This window comes from Duganella sp. AC917 (assembly GCF_979258245.1).
The window spans coordinates 3,988,266-4,004,182 of record NZ_OZ409848.1; the positions used below are offsets into that span (position 1 = coordinate 3,988,266).

The following is a 15,917-nucleotide window of genomic DNA, read 5'->3' on the forward strand; positions in this document are numbered from 1 at the left end:
CGGTAGTAAAAACAGTACAGTTTTGCTTTATGCCGCCTTTGGAGTCAAGGATGGAACAAGCGTCGTCTGCGATCGATCAATCCGCCAGCGGACCGCCGGCGCCGCCCGGCGCGCCCGGCTGGCCGGTGGTCGCCATAGCGCGCGGCGGCAAAGGCAGCCTCGTGGATCAGATCGTCTCGGCCATCAGCGCGATGGTGGGTGCGCGGGAGTTGCGCATCGGCACCAAAATGCCGTCCGTGCGGCAATTCGCCAAGTGTAATGGCATCAGCACCTTTACAGTTGTGGAATCCTACGACCGCCTGGTCACCCTGGGGCTGCTGTCATCGCGGCGCGGCTCCGGCTACTTCGTGGCGCGCCAGGACCTGCCGGCGGCGCTGCTGCCAATGGCTGGCGAGGTCGCGCCGACCGCCATCGACGCCCTCACCGCCCACCTGTACTCCGGCATGTCCGACGCGCTGGCCGTGGGCGCCGGCTGGCTGCCGCCGGAGTGGTACGGCGAGGACACCATCCTCGACGCCGTGCGCCACGCCATGCGCATCCCGGCCAACCGCCTGCGCGGCTACGGCCATCCGCTCGGGTTCCCGACCTTGCGCCAGCATCTCGCAGCCTGCCTGACCGAGGACCTGTTCCCGGTGGAGCCGGAGCAGATCCTGCTCACGCATGGCGCCACCCACGCCTTCGATCTGATCCTGCGCACGCTCACCCGGCCGGGCGACACAGTCTTCGTCGAGGATCCGGGCTACAGCAATCTGCTGTCGCTGATCCGCCACCACGGTTGCGTGGCGGTCGGCATCCCGCGCGGCGACCAGGGGCTGGACTTCGAGGCACTGGCCAGACAGGCGGCGCTCACCCAGCCCAAACTCATGTTCGTCAACACGGTGCTGCAAAACCCGCTCGGCACTTCGCTCAGCGCGGCGCAGGCGCACCGTTTGCTAGGCCTCGCCGAGCAGTTCGACTTCTGGCTGGTGGAGGACGATATCTACCGCGAACTGGCGCCGCGCGGCGAGGCGTCGCTGGCGGCGATGGACGGCCTGCGGCGCGTGATCCGGGTCGGCAGCTTCTCCAAAACCTTGTCGCCGGTGCTGCGGGTCGGCTCGATCTGCGCCTCGTCGTCGCTGCTGCCGGAACTGGTGCGGGTCAAGATGCTGGCCGGGCTGACCACCTCCGAGATCAACGAGCGCGCCGTCTACCACGCCATCAGCGCGCGGCCCTACAAACGCATGGTCGACAAATTGATCGCCCAGCTGGAGGCCGGCCGCGAGCGCGCCATCGACAGCCTGCGCGGCGTCGGCATGACACCGCTGGCCAAGCCGCGCGGCGGCATGTTCGTCAGCGCAGGCTGGCAGCAGCCTCCGACGGCCGAATGGAACGGCCAGGTCATCGCCGACCAGGCGCTCAAGGCCGGCATCCTGCTGTCGCCGTGCGATTTCTTCATGCTGCGCCAGCCGGAGACGATCTGGTTCCGCTTCAACGTCGCCTACACCGACCACCCGCAACTACTGACCTTCCTGAGACGCATATGTCGACAGCCAAACTGACCGCAGCGCCACCGCCGAAAATCAAACGACGCGTCCTGAACCGCGACAGGCTCGAAGCGGAAATCGCCGCCGAGGCGGTGCGGGTGTTCGCCGAATGCGGGTACGAGGGCACGTCGATCGCCACCGTGGCGGAGAACGCCGGGCTGTCGAAGCAGAACCTGATGTACTACTTCCCCACCAAGCAGTCGCTGTACCAGCGTGTGCTGGACGAGGTGCTCGACGAGTGGCTCGAACGCATGGAGAACCTGGCCGCCGAGGATCAGGACCCGCGCGAGGTACTGCGCACCTACGTGCAGGCCAAGCTGAAGTTCTCGCGCGAGCAGCCGTGGGCCTCGCGGGTGTATGCGATGGAGGTGATCAGCGGCGCGCAGCTGTACGGCGCGCAGATCCAGAGCCGCGTGGTGCCGCTGCTGCGCAAGGATATCGAGGTGTTTGAAAAGTGGATCAGTGCCGGCAAGATCGCGCCGATCAACGCGACCCACCTGCTGTTCGCCATCTGGGCGATGACGCAGTCGTACGCCGATTTCTCGGCGCAGATGGCGCTGGTATTGAACCGCAAGCAGCTCAATAAAAAAGACTTCGACGACGCCGAGAAGGTCATCGTCGATATGGTGCTGGCGGCGATCAGCGTGCCGACGCCGCCGTCAGCGGCTTAAAGCGACAGCGCCGACAGCTTGGTCAAGCCTTGCTGGACGTTGTTGCGGATGGCGCCTTCGGTTGCCATCTTCAAGCGGGTGACGCCGGCGAAGGCGTCGGTCGCGCTGGCGGTGTGCTCCGATTTGATCGACTCCTGCCACACCTTGGCGCCGGTGTCCGCACGGGTCAGCGTCCAACCCATCTCCGCGGTCACGGTGAACGAAAAGCCGAACGACGGCTGGGTGAGGTTGAAAATGCTGACGGTCAGGATGTAGTCGCCACCTTTACCGTCCACCACCTTGGAGAACGTCTTGGTGCGGGTGATGGCTTCTGCGACCGCCTTCTGCAATTCCGCATCGCTCACCTGCGATTTGCCCGCCGCCGACGTTTCCGAGCCGCCGCCGGCAACCACCGCGACCGACTTGTCGTGGCGCTTGGCCACTTCCATCGACACTGGGACCAGCGCCTCATGGGTGACCGGAGCGGCGCAGCCGCCCAGGCCGAGCAACACGCCCGCGAAACAGGATGCCAGGACGGCGGAACGCAGGGATGGGAAGTTGATGTTCATGATTTTTTTCCGTTGAGGGTAAAGTTATTTCTTCGGTGCTTGGAGGATGTTGTCGATCACTTCATCGACCATTTCAGGGGGCGACTTGCGGGTCAGAGACGTATGCAACGAGTTGCCCACAGCCATGGGAAAGCCGCTCTGCGGATCGCGCAGCGTCACGGTCAGTTCGATCATGTACATGGTGATGTCCCACATCCATTTATCGACGTAGGTAATGGCCACGTCCGCGCTGTAAGGCTGACTCAGTTCCGGTCCCTTGGTGACGACGTAGCCGCGCTTCTCCAGGTTGACGGCGATCAGGTCGTCGATGCCGCGTTCGTCTTTCGGCTGCTTGACGACGTAAGCGCTTTTGACTTTGGCCAGGTCGCTACCGGGCGTGAGCGTGGCGGTGGCGCGGTTGACGGCACAGCCGGTCATCAAGGACATTACGCAAAGAAAGGCGAAGCAAGTTGCTAGCTTTTTCATCATGGTTATTGTTATCTCACTATGGGAATGGATGACTGGAAAAAAAATCGCCACCCTTGCGGGGCGGCGATTGTTGGTGCGTGGCCAGGCGGCCCGGCGTTTACTTAAGCCTGCTTGCGGCGCCGGGCCATGAAGCCCATCAGGCCCAGACCGGCCAGCAGCATGGCGTAGGTTTCCGGCTCCGGCACGGCGCCGGCGAAGTTGTTGATGTGGATCTCTGCGCGCGAATCGAGGTTGTTGACGTAGACGCCGCCTTCGATGTTGGCGTTGTTGATCAGATTGGACTTGACGGCCAGGATCGAACCGCCAAACTCGGCGTTGATGGTCAGGTCGGTGGCGTCGTAGAAGTTCCAGATGACTTTCTGGCCGGCCGCGCGCGCGCTGCCACCGAGGAAGTTATCGTTGATCACGGCCGAGGTGATGCCGCTGTTCATGTACACCGAGGTGGCGCCGTTGAAGTTGAAGCTGAATTCATGCACCAGATTCTGGTTGAACAACGTGCTTTCAACGCTGGTCAGATCGAACACCGCCACGCCCTGGCTGTTCACCTTGGCATTGAAAGTGGCCTTGCCCGAATCGATGACGACGTCGCTGCCGGTTGATTTGTAGGTTTTCATCTGATTCGACACGGCGGTCAGAACCTTGCCCATGTCGGTCGATGTCGCGGCGGCCGAGTTGGTCGCCTGCACGCTGCCGGCAGGTACGGAACCGAGCTTGCTCACATTGACGTTGCCGCCGTTGGTAGTGCCCTGGACGTACACGCTGCCATTGCCGTTGTAGCTGGTGTTGACCGAATTGCCGTAGATTGCGCTGCTACCGTTGTTGACGGTCGAATTGACGATGTTGCCGTAAACGACGGCGCCCTTGTCGGTCACCTGGGTGTTGCTCATCGCGGCCTGGCCGGCGCTGACGCCGACGCCCTTGACGGTCACGGCGGCGTAGTTGGACGCGCGCATATCGGCCGGGTGCATGCCCAGCACGGCGCCGTTACCCTGGATCGCTCCGGTCACATAAGTACGGCCGTCGACGTGCGAATTCGACTTCATATTGCCCAGCGTGACAACGTTGAACTGGTCAAAAATCTGTTGCTGGTTAAGCGAACCAGCCTGTGCGGGGGCGACGAAAATGGCGGCGGCGGCCAGCGTGCTCAGTGCGAAATAGCGGGACATTAAATTTCCTTACGTTAAGAATAAATGCCGCTAAGGCGGCACGCAGATTACCGGTCAACAACTCAATTGCACGTAGTATATCATTGATAATTGCCAAGAACACATATATTTTTGATTTTTCGCAACAATCTGCTGTTGCCGCGAGTCATCTACTTGATCGTGCGCAGCAACAAGGGCACACGGATCGGCGCGGACCTCCCAGCCCGCTTATCGCCGGGTAGCGCCGGTCAACCCGCTCAAACCGCAGTTGATCGGATTCCTTCCTGACCGCCACACATGTTTTGCTACAGTAGCTACATCGCAACACACCACGGAGACACACCATGCGCAAACCGCCCATCGAATCGTTATCCAACCTGCTCGACGAAGTTTTCGCCACCTGCATGCACATGCTGCGCCGCGCCGGTCGCCTGATCGGCGCCATGCCGCCATCCGCGCTGCTGGGCGTGGCGCTGGCCCTGGCGCTGATCCTGGCCATCCTGCCGATGGCGATCGTGCTGTTCGCCGCCTTCATGCTGGTCAAACTCGCGGTGGTCGGCTGCGTCATGGCCAAGCGCCGCCAGCGGCAACGCAAGGAGCGGTTGCAATGAAAAGGTCGCGGCTGGCCAAGGCCGGCTACGACAATGCCAAAAGCCTGCTCGACATCGTCCGCGAGATCGGCGAGACCGCCGCCAGCCTGTGGTGGCGCTTTTTCGACTGGCTGGCGCAAGTCGAATGGCGCAAGCTGATCATCATTTGGCTACTGCTGCTGATTGTCGGCCTGACGCCATTCGGCCTGCCCAAACAGACGGTCGGCTTCATCCTGCTGTCGCTGGGCCTGAAGGTGCTGGCCGGCGGCAAGCGCAAGGCCGAAATCGAGGCGCGCGACGCCACCAGCCATGCCGACGAGGAGGGCCTGGAGCGGCGGCTGGTGGAAGCGCGCATGGCGGCGCTGCAGGCGCAAGTCGAGCCGCACTTTTTATTCAACACCCTGGCGCTGATCGGCCAGCTGATCGAAACCGACCCACCGCACGCCGCACGCATCCACCAGAATTTGATCGACTACCTGCGCGCCACGCTGCCGCAGATGCGCGCCAAAGGCGCCGGCACGCTGGGGCGGCAGATCGAGATGTCGCGCGCCTACCTGGCCATCATGCAGGCGCGCATGCGCACGCGCCTGGCCGTTTCGGTCGACGTGCCGGACCAGATGCTCAGCGCCACCTTCCCCGTGATGATGCTGCAGATCCTCATCGAGAACGCCATCAAGCACGGGCTGGAGCCGAAGATCGACGGCGGCCGCATCGACATCCGCGCCAACGTCGACGGCAAGATGCTGCAGGTCGACGTCATCGACGACGGCATCGGTTTCAACGTCCACGCCGGCGACGGCCTGGGGCTGGCCAATGTGCGCGAACGCCTGCGCATCCTGTACGGCCAGCGCGCGCAGCTGGTGATCGAAGCGCCGCTGACCGGCGGCACCCGCGCCAGCATCCGTGTGCCGTACGCGCCCGATATCTTTGCAGAAGGAGTCAAATGAATCCGCAAACCATCGCGCCGCGCCGCGCCACGGCGTTGATCGCCGACGACGAGGAGCCGATGCGCGAACAACTGCGCAACCGCCTGCGCGAGGCCTGGCCCGGCCTGGAGATCGTCGCCGAAGCGGCCAACGGCATCGAGGCCGTTGCGCTGGCCGGCCAGCACCAGCCGGACATCGTCTTCCTCGACATCCGCATGCCCGGCCTGTCCGGCATCGAGGCGGCGCGCATGCTGTTCAACCGCTGCCACCTGGTGTTCGTGACGGCCTACGACCAGTACGCGATCGAGGCTTTCGAACAGGGCGCGCTCGATTATCTGCTCAAGCCGGCCGGCGGCGAGCGGCTCAAGACCACGTGCGCGCGGCTGCAAACCCTGATCGGCCGCCAGCCGTCAAACATCGAGCGCCAACTGGGCGCGCTGTTGGCGGCCCAGGGCAAACCGGCCCGGCCCGACCCGGCCAAGCCCGAATACCTGCGCTGGATCCAGGCGGTGGTCGGCGCCAACCTGCGCATGATCAGCACGCGCGAGGTGCTGTTCTTCCGCGCCGACGAAAAATACACCCGGGTCCAGACCGAGCAGTCGGAGGTATTGATACGCAAGACGCTCAAAGAGCTGGCGGACGAGCTGGACCCGGACGAGTTCTGGCGCATCCACCGCTCGACCCTGGTCCGGGTGGACGCCATCGAAGGGGTGACGCGCGACCTGCGCGGCCGGCAAATGGTCAAGATCAGGAACTTCTCCGAGCAGCTGGAGGTCAGCCGAGGCAATACCCACCTGTTCCAGCAAATGTGAGGATTTGTGATTTTCGCCTGAGCGTTATCAATATATACTTTCTTTTCCAAGCCTGTTTGCATCAGCACGGCGAACGGACCGTGCGCAAAATCGATCGAATCTGTTCCATCGACAGAACGGGGAGAAAAGAATGTCCAGCATACCCAAGCAGACCCTCTGCACGGTTGTACCCTGCATGCGCTACCGCGACGCGCCGGCCGCCATCGAATGGCTGTGCGACACCTTCGGCTTCGAACCGCAACTGGTCGTCCCCAACGAGGACGGCACCATCGCCCACGCCCAGCTTTCGTTCGGCAACAGCATGATCATGCTCGGTTCCGTGTTCGACACCGAATTCGGCCGGCTAATGAAACAACCCGCCGAAATCGGCCAGTTTGTCACGCAAAGCACCTACCTGGTGGTCAACAATGCCGACCTGGTGTACGGCCGCGCGCTCGAAGCGGGCGCCAAAATCCTGCTCGATATCAAAGATGAAGATTACGGCGGCCGGGGTTTCACCTGCCGCGACCCCGAAGGCCACGTGTGGAGCATCGGCACCTACGACCCGCAGGGTTGAGCGCCGATGACTTGTTATCGCCCGCTGGCGGTCAGGCCGGCGCGAGCGCGTCGATCAAGGCCCGGTCGGTGACCTGGGTGGGATGAATCCGCATGATGTCGCTATACAGCGGCGGCATCGCCGCGCAGATGGCGTCCAGCTCCGCCTGCGCGATGGCCGGGAGCACATATTGGAACTGCATTGGATTGTTCGATGGTAGCGGCCCCTCCATCGTCGAGCCGTAAGCGCCGAGGTTCATGAAACTGACCGCGCCGGCGTCCGGTCCCCTGGCGAACACCAGTGTGCCGTCCTTCGGGTGGCCCAGGTAGCGGCGCACCTCCCGCTGCCGTTCCGGCGTGGCGCCCGCCATCAATTTGTAGCGCAGTTGCGCGTACGCGCGCGTCGCTTCCATGAAGGCGCTGCGGATGCCCGATTGCGTCATCTTGCCCGGCAGGCAAAGCAGCAGATTGCCGAACGAATCGAGCAGCGCGACGGCATCACCATCGCCGCCATGTTCCCGGTCGCGCGCCATCGCCGCGAGCAGGAACGGCGCCAGGCCGGCATCGGGCGTGTGCGGCGCGCAGCGGTGGGTCAACGCGTCTGGATAGACCTGCTTGAGGGCTTGCACGATATGGTGGTCGCGCGCGAGGGAGGCCGGATCGCACAGCTGATCCGCCGGAAGATCGGTTTGGAACAAGCGCATCACTTCGTCGGAGGTCGCCTCGAACACCAGCGCGCACAAGGCCTGCGTCGGTTCGGCGATGGTTTTACCGATGAAGAAGGACTTGGGCGCGGCACCTGACGCGGTGCGCGCGTACAGCGAAGAACCCAGAATCGCCGGATAGCTGAAGGTCGCAGCGGCTTGCGCGCGCAACCCCTGCGGCAGCGCGCCGAAGCCGGCGCTGACATCGTGGTCGATGCCGGCTTCGCGGTCCGGCGCGGCCACCACCACATTAAAGCCGCCAGCCAGTATCGCGCCGCTGCACATGCAGCACGGATCGAGCGAGGTGACGATGGTGATGTCGTGCGGCGGCGGCAGGTCGCGGCCCTTGGCGCGTTCGGCGTAGTACCAGTCGATCAACTGGCGCTCGCCGTGGGCGGTGGGATCGAAAATCAAACCCTGCTTGACGACGTTATTATGCAGCGACTGCAGCACGTTGCCGTGATGGTCCAGCATCAGGCCACCGACGCCAAAGGTGCCCTGGGTCTTGGCGGCGATCGCCTCGGCAGCCGCGATCGCGACGGCCGCCTGCACATCGATCGTCTTCTTGAGGGCCAAGTGCTTTACTTCTTCAGATCGGCGCGGCCAAAGCCGTTCGGCAGCTGGGCGGCAGCCGTGGTTTCCAGGATGTCGCCTTTCAGGTTGGTCAGCAGCACCGGCAGCTCGTCACCGCCCAGTTCCAGGATCACCTGTCGGCAGGCGCCGCAAGGAGCGATCGGGCCGTCGGTCTCGCCGATGACCACCAGCTGGTCGAATTCGCCCGGCTTGTAGCCATGCGCGAAGGCGCTGAAGAAGGCGGTGCGTTCGGCGCAGTTGCACAAACCGTAGGCCGCGTTCTCCACGTTACAGCCGTGGAAAACCTTGCCGTCGTTGGTTAGCAGCGCGGCGCCGACCTTGAAGTTGGAATAAGGCGTGTAAGCCTTCAGCCGCGCGGCGGCGGCTTCGGCGATCAGTTCTTGTTTGTTCATCGTGGCTTTCGTTGCGCTGCCTGGTTATGGACGGATCGTGCGGTACACGACCGGATTGGCCGCTGGCGCGGCGTCGCCGATCTGATAGGCCGCCTGGATCTCCCGTACCGCTTGTTCGGCCGCTTCCTGGGTGCGCGCATGCACCATCGCCAGCGGCTGGCCAGCTTCGATCTTGTCGCCCAGGCCCGCCAATTCCGTCAGGCCGACCGCGAAGTCGATCGGATCGGCCGCGCGGCGACGTCCACCGCCAAGGCTCACCACCGCCAGGCCAATGCCGCGGCAATCGGTGGTCGATGCGTATCCGGATTTCAGCGACGGCACCGGGATAACAATCGGCGCCTTTTCCAGATGCTTGTCCGGATTTTCCATCAGGTCGGCCGGGCCGCCCAGTGCCACCACCATGCGCGCGAAGCGCTCGGCGGCGGAACCGTTGTCCAGGCAAGCCTGCAGCTTGGCGCGGGCTTCGGCCTCGTTCGCGGCCAGCTTACCCAGCACCAGCATCTCGGCGCACAGCGCCATCGTCACTTCGTGCAGGCGCGCAGGGCGCGACACGCCCGTCAGATAATCCATCGCGCCGCGTACTTCCAGCGCGTTGCCGGCGTATGGCGCCAGCGATTCGTTCATGTCGGTCAGGATGGCCGAGGTCATCATGCCCGCGCCGTTGCCCACCTTGACGATGCTGTCCGCCAGCTCGACCGACTTGTCATAGGTCGGCATGAAGGCGCCGCTACCGGCCTTGACGTCCATGACCAGCGCGTCCAGGCCGGCCGACAGTTTCTTCGACAGGATGGAGCCGGTGATCATCGCCACCGATTCCACCGTGGCGGTGACATCGCGCACGCCGTAGAAGATCTTGTCGGAAGGCGCCAGCGACGACGTCTGGCCGATGATGGCAACGCCGACTTCCTTGACGACCTTGCGGAACAAGGTGTTGTCCGGCACCGTGGTGTAGCCGGGAATGGAATCGAATTTGTCGAGCGTACCGCCCGTGTGGCCCAGGCCACGGCCGGAGATCATCGGCACGAAGCCGCCGCACGCGGCGATCATGGGTCCGAGCAGCAGCGAGACGACGTCGCCGACGCCGCCGGTCGAATGCTTGTCGACGACGGGGCCCGGCAGGTCCAGCGAGCGCCAGTCCAGCACTTCGCCGGAGTCGCGCATGGCCAGGGTGAAGGCCACACGTTCGTCCATGGTCATATCGTTGAAGAACACGGCCATGGCCAGCGCCGCGATCTGGCCTTCGGTCACACGGTTGCTGGTGATGCCGCCGACGAAGAACTGGATCTCTTCGGCGCTCAGGACACCGCCGTCACGCTTTTTGCGTATGATCTCTTGAGGTAAAAACATGCGATTCTCCGCGTTGAGTATGGGGGTATTGAAAATGCGGGGCGGGTCCGCCGGACCCGCCAGGAATGGCGTTAAACGCCGTAAGGTATCCAGACATTCTTGACTTGCGAGGCATGCGCCAGCACCGCGCGGCCGCCGCTTTGGGCCGTACTATACCAGTCGCGCCCTTTCGCGCCGCCGACCCAGGTGCGCTTCAGCGAACCGGCCGACAGGCGTTCCACCTCGGCGCAACCCTCGGCCGAACCGTCATGACGCCACACCGCATCGATATCAGAGTGCGTCGCCAGCGTGCGCGCCAACTCGTCGGCCGAACCGGTGACGATATTGATCACGCCATCCGGCAGATCCGACGTATCGAGCACCTGGTACAAATCGGTGGCCGACAGCGGATACGCTTCCGACGGCACCACGACCACGCGGTTGCCCAGCGCGATCGCAGGCGCCACCAGCGAGATGAAGCCCAACAAAGGCGCCTCGTTCGGGCAGACGATGCCAATCACGCCGACCGGCTCGTTCAACGCCACGGTCACGCCGTGCATCGGCGGCTGGTGCGCCAGGCCATCGTACTTGTCGGCCCATGCGGCGTAGTAGAACAGACGCTCGATCGACGCTTGCACTTCCTTCTCGGCGTTCTTGGCGCCGGTCATCGCGGTGATGCGCGCCGCGAATTCCTCGCCGCGCGCGGCCAGGTTCTCGGCGATGTAGTACAGCACCTGCGCGCGGTTGTGCGACGTGGCTTTCGCCCAGCCGCCGGCCTTGTGCGCCGCTTCCACCGCATTGCGGATGTCCTTGCGGCTGCCCTCGCCCACTTCGGCGATGAAGGAGCCGTCGGCGCCGTGCACCGGTCGGCTGTAGGCGCCATCCGGGCGCGCCTGCTTGCCGCCGATGTACATCTTGGCGGTGCGGTCGATGGCGAACGCGCCAGCAACCGGTGCGGCCGCCCTGGCCTTTTGCTTAGCCTCGATCAGCGGCGCGGCCGGACGCGCATCCTCCGACAGCGCGGTCATATATTCATACATGCCTTCGCGGCCGCCTTCCCGGCCGAAGCCCGACTCGCGGTAGCCGCCGAAGCCGCAGGCGGCGTCGAACTGGTTGGCGGTGTTAATCCACACCACGCCGGCCTTGATCTGCGGCGCGACATCCAGCGCCAGCGAGATGTTCTCGGTCCACACGCAGGCGGCCAGGCCGTAGACGGTGTTGTTCGCCAGTTGCACGGCTTCCGGCGGAGTGCGGAAGCTCATCGCCACCAGCACCGGGCCAAAGATCTCGGCCTGCGCCACGGCGGCGGAGGTCGATGCGCCGGTGATCAGGGTCGGCGGATACCACGAACCGTTGGCCGGGATCTCGCACGCAGGCTGGTACACGTCGCAACCTTCGGCGCGGGCCGATTCCACCAGCGCGGCGATACGTTGCTGCTGCACCGGATCGACCAGGGCGCCGATGTCGATCGACTTGTCCAGCGGCGAACCGAGGGTCAGCTTGTCCATGCGCGCGCGCAGCTTGGCGAGGAATTTATCCTGCACCGATTCCTGCACCAGCAGGCGCGAACCGGCGCAGCAAACCTGCCCCTGATTGAACCAGATCGAATCGACCAGGCCCTCGACGGCGGCATCCAGATCGGCATCGTCGAAAACCACGAATGGCGACTTGCCGCCCAGTTCCAGCGACAGCTTCTTGCCGCTGCCGGCGGTGGCGACGCGGATCAGGCGACCGACTTCGGTCGAACCGGTGAAGGCGATTTTATCGATACCCGCATGGTTGACGATCGCTTCGCCCACGCGGCCATCGCCGGTGACGATGTTGACCACACCGGCCGGCACGCCGGCCTGCACACAGATCTCGGCGAACAACATCGCCGTCAGCGACGTGAATTCGGCCGGTTTGAAAACGATGGTGTTACCGGCCGCCATGGCCGGGGCGATTTTCCACGACAGCATCAGCAGCGGGAAATTCCACGGCACGATCTGGCCGACCACGCCAACGGCGCGGTAGTCGGCGAATTCCTCGGCCTGCAGCTGCGCCCAGCCGGCGTGATAGTAGAAGTGGCGCGCGGCCAGCGGCAGATCGACATCACGCGTTTCGCGGATGGTTTTGCCGTTGTCCAGCGTCTCCAGCACCGCGAACAGGCGCGCGTGCTTTTGCAGCAGGCGCGCCAGCGAGTACATCACCTTGGCGCGGCCGTGGCCACCCAGCGCCTGCCAGCCCGGCTGCGCGCGGCGCGCGGCTTCGACGGCGCGATCGACGTCGGCGCCGGTGGCCTGCGTCAGGTCGGCCAGCTTGCCGGCATCGGCCGGATTGGTCGAGGCGAACAGTTCGCCCGGCTCGCTCCACGCGTTGTCGATGAACAGACCAAAGGTGCGGCCATGCTGTTCCAGCCACGCTTGCGCTTCTTTTTGGCTTTCGGGTGCTGGGCCGTATTCCATAGTATTCAGTATCTCTTTGATTGATGGCATGACGTGATCCGTGTCCGTATTAGGGTTGTGCGTGGCGGTGGGCGGCCGAGTAGTTCCCGGTCACGTAATGCTCAAGCTGACGCTCGATGTCGGTCAGCAGGCTCGATGCGCCGATGCGGAACAGGTGCGGCTCCAGCCACTCGTTGCCCAGTTCCTCCTTCATCAACGTCAGATACTGCAGCGCGGCCTTGGCCGTGCCGACGCCGCCCGCAGGCTTGTAGCCGATCTTGAAGCCGGTCTGCTCGTGGTAGTCGCGGATCGCGCGCACCATCGTCAGCGAGACGGGAATCGTCGCGTTGACCGGCTCCTTGCCGGTCGACGTCTTGATGAAGTCCGCGCCGGCCATCATGCAAACCCACGACGCCTTGGCCACGTTTTCCAGGGTGACCAGTTCACCGGTCGCCAGGATCGCCTTTACGTGCGCTTCGCCGCAAGCCTGGCGGTACGCCACCATCTCGTCGTACAGCGCCTGCCAGTTACCCGTCAACACGTGCTGGCGCGTGATGACGATATCGATTTCGCTGGCGCCGGCGGCGACCGACAATTCGATCTCGCGCACCTTGGTTTCCATGCTCGTCAGACCGGCCGGGAAGCCGGTCGACACGGCGGCGATGGGCAAGCGGCCTTGCAGCACCTGCACCGCAGGCTTGATCATCTCGTGGTAGACGCAGACGGCGCCGGTGGTCAGCTTCTCGCCTTGCAGGCCGAGCGCCTCGACCAGGTCCGCGCGCAGTGGACGCATGGCCTTCATGCACAGGCGTTCGATGCGGCCCGGCGTATCGTCGCCGGACAAGGTGGTCAGGTCGATCAGGCCGATGGCCTTGACCAGCCACGCTGCCTGGTATTCCTTCTTGACGGTGCGGCGGTTGGCCAGGCTGGCGGCGCGGCGGTCGGCCGCGCTCTTGTTGATGTGGATGTGATTAATCCAGCCCAGGTCCAGCGGGACGGCTTCATTACGCTTGAAATCAGCGAGTTTCACGTCTGTGCTTACGCTCATAACAGATTGCTTCCGTGGGAAAGTGGTTTCACGCCGAGGTGGTGGGCTAGGGTCTGGCCGATATCGGAGAAGGTTTCGGAAATCGGCAGCTGTTGCGCCTTCACGCCCGGGCCGAAGAAGATCATCGGGATATGCTCGCGGGTGTGGTCGGAGCCCGGCCAGGTCGGATCGCAGCCATGGTCGGCGGTGATGACCACAAGGTCGCCCTCTTTGAGCTGCGCGATGAACTCCGGCAGGCGCGCGTCCATCTCGTGCAGCGCGTTCGAGTAACCGGTGACGTCGCGGCGGTGGCCGAAAGCCTGGTCGAAGTCGACGAAGTTCACGAACGTCAGCGACTTGTCGCCGGCTTCCTGCTCGACCTTCATCAGCGCATCGAACAGCGCCATGTTGTCCTTGCCCTTGACGACGCGCGACACGCCCTGGGTCGCGAAGATGTCGCTGATCTTGCCGAGGGCGATGACTTCGCCGCCGTCGTTCTTCACGTGGTCCAGCAAGGTCGGCGCCGGCGGCGCGACCGCGTAGTCGTGGCGGTTGGTGGTGCGGGTGTAGTTGCCGTTGGCGCCAGTGAACGGACGCGCGATCACGCGGCCGATGTTGTACGGCTCGACCAGTTTGAAAGCGATCTCGCACACTTCGTACAGGCGCTCCAGGCCGAAGGACTCCTCGTGCGCGGCGATCTGCAACACCGAGTCGGCCGAGGTATAGATAATCAGCTTGCCGGTAGCGACGTGTTCATCGCCATGCTTGTTGATGATCTCCGTGCCGGAGGCGTGGCAGTCGCCCAGGAAGCCCGGCACGCCGGTCAGCTCCTGCAGCTTCTGGGTCAGCTCGGCCGGGAACGACGGCACCGTCTTCGGGAAGTAGCCCCAATCGAATTCCACCGGCACGCCGGCGATTTCCCAGTGGCCGGACTGGGTGTCCTTGCCGGTCGAGCGCTCGCGCGCGGCGCCATAGGCGGCGGTGAAGCCGTCTCGCTGCGCGAAGCCCTCGGCCCACTGGCCGCTGGCGGCATGGGCGGCGGCGGCCAGGCCCAGTTTTTCCATCGTCGGCAACGACATCGGCTTGCCGGCCTTGGCGGCCCAGGCGGCGATGTGGCCGAAGGTATTGGCGCCGACATCGTTGTATTTGGCTGCGTCGGGCGTGGCGCCCAGACCGAAGGAGTCCAGCAGCAGGATAAATGCGCGTTTCATAGTGTGCTCCAAAAAGCAAAAAAGGCGGCTTAGCCGCCCTTCGGGTTCTTACGCCTGCGGTGTCTTGGCCACGTTGGCCAGGAAGCCGAGGATGACTTCAATCAGCGACGTCGCGGCGATGGCCGCGTACTTCAAGGTCTGCTCGTGCGACAGCGGGAACGGCGACAGGCCTTCCGCCAGGTTGGTGATGGCCGATACGCCGACCACTTTCAGGCCGCAATGACGGGCCGAGACCACCTCCGGCACCACCGACATGCCGACGACATCGGCGCCCAGCGTTTTGAAGGCGCGGATTTCGGCCGGGGTTTCGAAGTTCGGGCCGGCGTAGGCGATGTACACGCCTTCGTGCAAGGTGACCTTCTTCTCTTCGGCGGAAGCCTTCAGCAGCGCGCGCAGGTCGGCGTCGTAGGCGTTGGCCATGCTGAAGAAGCGCGGACCGAAACGCTCGTCGTTGGGGCCCATCATCGGCGTGCCGGGCATGAAGTTGATATGGTCGGTCAGCGCGACCAGCGCGCCGGCGTCGACTTCCGGACGCAGCGAACCGGCGGCGTTGGTCACGAACAGCATCTCACAGCCCAGCAGCTTCATGGTGCGCACGGCGCTGGTCATCACGCCCAGGCCATAGCCTTCGTAGACGTGGCCCCGGCCCTTCATGCACACCACCGCTACGCCGGCCAGGGTGCCGATCACCAGTTCACCGGCGTGACCGTGCACAGTGCTGATCGGGAAGCCAGGCAGTTCGTTGAAGCTGATGGTGACCGCGTCGGTCATCTGCTCGGCCAACACGCCCAGGCCGGAACCCAGGATCATGGCGACGCGTGGCTTGAAGTTCGCAGGAATACGCGCTCGGATGATTTCGGCGGCCTGGAATGGGGAATTATTAGACATGGTTATCCTCTGTTTTTATAAATGACGCGCTGCGGGCCGTAGGTTGGCCGATTGAAGTTTTACTGGAGATACTGACACTATGCATCATCCGCTATATGTATGGCAAATACCATTTTTCTTGCTCATTTATATAAA

Annotated in this window: 16 protein-coding genes; 6 read left to right on the plus strand and 10 right to left on the minus strand. The window is 64.0% G+C overall.

Translation table 11 applies throughout. From position 1 onward, the window contains the following. The first annotated feature begins 50 nt into the window (after positions 1 to 50). Together ACZ0BA_RS17230 and ACZ0BA_RS17235 are read left to right on the plus strand one after the other, a co-directional pair. Positions 51 to 1,538, plus strand: a complete 1,488-nt coding sequence (locus ACZ0BA_RS17230) for an aminotransferase-like domain-containing protein (protein WP_463452442.1) — start codon at positions 51 to 53, stop codon at positions 1,536 to 1,538. Then, entirely contained in the window at positions 1,520 to 2,194 is a 675-nt protein-coding gene (locus ACZ0BA_RS17235; RefSeq protein WP_463452443.1) for a TetR family transcriptional regulator C-terminal domain-containing protein, read from the plus strand. Before ACZ0BA_RS17230 ends, ACZ0BA_RS17235 begins: the two co-directional genes overlap by 19 nt. On the opposite strand, the gene ACZ0BA_RS17240 is transcribed toward ACZ0BA_RS17235, so the two are convergent. The 3 genes from ACZ0BA_RS17240 to ACZ0BA_RS17250 all read right to left on the minus strand — a co-directional run bounded on the left by ACZ0BA_RS17240 (position 2,191) and on the right by ACZ0BA_RS17250 (position 4,376). After that, positions 2,191 to 2,742, minus strand: a complete 552-nt coding sequence (locus tag ACZ0BA_RS17240) for a hypothetical protein (protein WP_463452444.1) — start codon at positions 2,740 to 2,742, stop codon at positions 2,191 to 2,193. The genes ACZ0BA_RS17235 and ACZ0BA_RS17240 overlap by 4 nt on opposite strands. Before the next feature lie 24 nt (positions 2,743 to 2,766). Continuing rightward, positions 2,767 to 3,159 carry a hypothetical protein gene (locus tag ACZ0BA_RS17245; RefSeq protein ID WP_463454774.1) on the minus strand — a complete coding sequence of 131 codons (393 nt, stop codon included), beginning with the start codon at positions 3,157 to 3,159 and terminating at the stop codon, positions 2,767 to 2,769. A 152-nt stretch (positions 3,160 to 3,311) separates the two neighbouring features. Continuing rightward, positions 3,312 to 4,376, minus strand: a complete 1,065-nt coding sequence (locus ACZ0BA_RS17250; protein ID WP_463452445.1) for a collagen-binding domain-containing protein — start codon at positions 4,374 to 4,376, stop codon at positions 3,312 to 3,314. Between the two features lie 323 nt (positions 4,377 to 4,699). Between ACZ0BA_RS17250 and ACZ0BA_RS17255 the strand changes: the two genes are divergently transcribed. The 4 genes from ACZ0BA_RS17255 (at position 4,700) to ACZ0BA_RS17270 (ending at position 7,239) form a co-directional block, all read left to right on the plus strand. Continuing rightward, complete coding sequence (locus ACZ0BA_RS17255) at positions 4,700 to 4,966, plus strand: hypothetical protein (protein WP_463452446.1); 267 nt, start codon at positions 4,700 to 4,702, stop codon at positions 4,964 to 4,966. After that, positions 4,963 to 5,892, plus strand: coding sequence for a sensor histidine kinase (locus ACZ0BA_RS17260; RefSeq protein WP_463452447.1), 930 nt, complete (start codon positions 4,963 to 4,965; stop codon positions 5,890 to 5,892). The genes ACZ0BA_RS17255 and ACZ0BA_RS17260 overlap by 4 nt, the downstream gene beginning before the upstream one ends. After that, a complete protein-coding gene (locus ACZ0BA_RS17265) occupies positions 5,889 to 6,683 on the plus strand; it encodes a LytR/AlgR family response regulator transcription factor (RefSeq protein ID WP_463452449.1) in 795 nt (264 codons plus the stop codon). The genes ACZ0BA_RS17260 and ACZ0BA_RS17265 overlap by 4 nt, the downstream gene beginning before the upstream one ends. Before the next feature lie 130 nt (positions 6,684 to 6,813). Beyond that, complete coding sequence (locus ACZ0BA_RS17270) at positions 6,814 to 7,239, plus strand: VOC family protein (protein ID WP_463452450.1); 426 nt, start codon at positions 6,814 to 6,816, stop codon at positions 7,237 to 7,239. Between the two features lie 31 nt (positions 7,240 to 7,270). Here ACZ0BA_RS17270 and ACZ0BA_RS17275 read toward each other — a convergent pair whose 3' ends face one another. From ACZ0BA_RS17275 to xapA, 7 genes are all read right to left on the minus strand, one after another. Beyond that, complete coding sequence (locus ACZ0BA_RS17275) at positions 7,271 to 8,497, minus strand: nucleoside deaminase (protein WP_463452451.1); 1,227 nt, start codon at positions 8,495 to 8,497, stop codon at positions 7,271 to 7,273. A 5-nt stretch (positions 8,498 to 8,502) separates the two neighbouring features. Beyond that, positions 8,503 to 8,907: a cytidine deaminase gene (locus ACZ0BA_RS17280; protein WP_463452452.1), complete on the minus strand. Its 405-nt coding sequence runs from the start codon at positions 8,905 to 8,907 to the stop codon at positions 8,503 to 8,505. Positions 8,908 to 8,931: 24 nt separating this feature from the next. Further along, positions 8,932 to 10,254: a thymidine phosphorylase gene (deoA, locus tag ACZ0BA_RS17285; RefSeq protein ID WP_463452453.1), complete on the minus strand. Its 1,323-nt coding sequence runs from the start codon at positions 10,252 to 10,254 to the stop codon at positions 8,932 to 8,934. Between the two features lie 71 nt (positions 10,255 to 10,325). Further along, a complete protein-coding gene (locus tag ACZ0BA_RS17290; protein WP_463452454.1) occupies positions 10,326 to 12,707 on the minus strand; it encodes an aldehyde dehydrogenase family protein in 2,382 nt (793 codons plus the stop codon). A gap of 19 nt (positions 12,708 to 12,726) precedes the next feature. Continuing rightward, on the minus strand, positions 12,727 to 13,704 hold the full coding sequence (gene deoC, locus ACZ0BA_RS17295) for a deoxyribose-phosphate aldolase (RefSeq protein ID WP_463452455.1): 978 nt from the start codon (positions 13,702 to 13,704) through the stop codon (positions 12,727 to 12,729). After that, the gene (locus ACZ0BA_RS17300; protein ID WP_463452456.1) at positions 13,701 to 14,894 is read right to left on the minus strand and encodes a phosphopentomutase; all 1,194 of its coding nucleotides are present in this window, start codon (positions 14,892 to 14,894) and stop codon (positions 13,701 to 13,703) included. Before ACZ0BA_RS17300 ends, deoC begins: the two co-directional genes overlap by 4 nt. A 48-nt stretch (positions 14,895 to 14,942) precedes the next feature. Then, on the minus strand, positions 14,943 to 15,782 hold the full coding sequence (xapA, locus tag ACZ0BA_RS17305) for a xanthosine phosphorylase (RefSeq protein WP_463452457.1): 840 nt from the start codon (positions 15,780 to 15,782) through the stop codon (positions 14,943 to 14,945). Between the last annotated feature and the right edge of the window lie 135 nt (positions 15,783 to 15,917).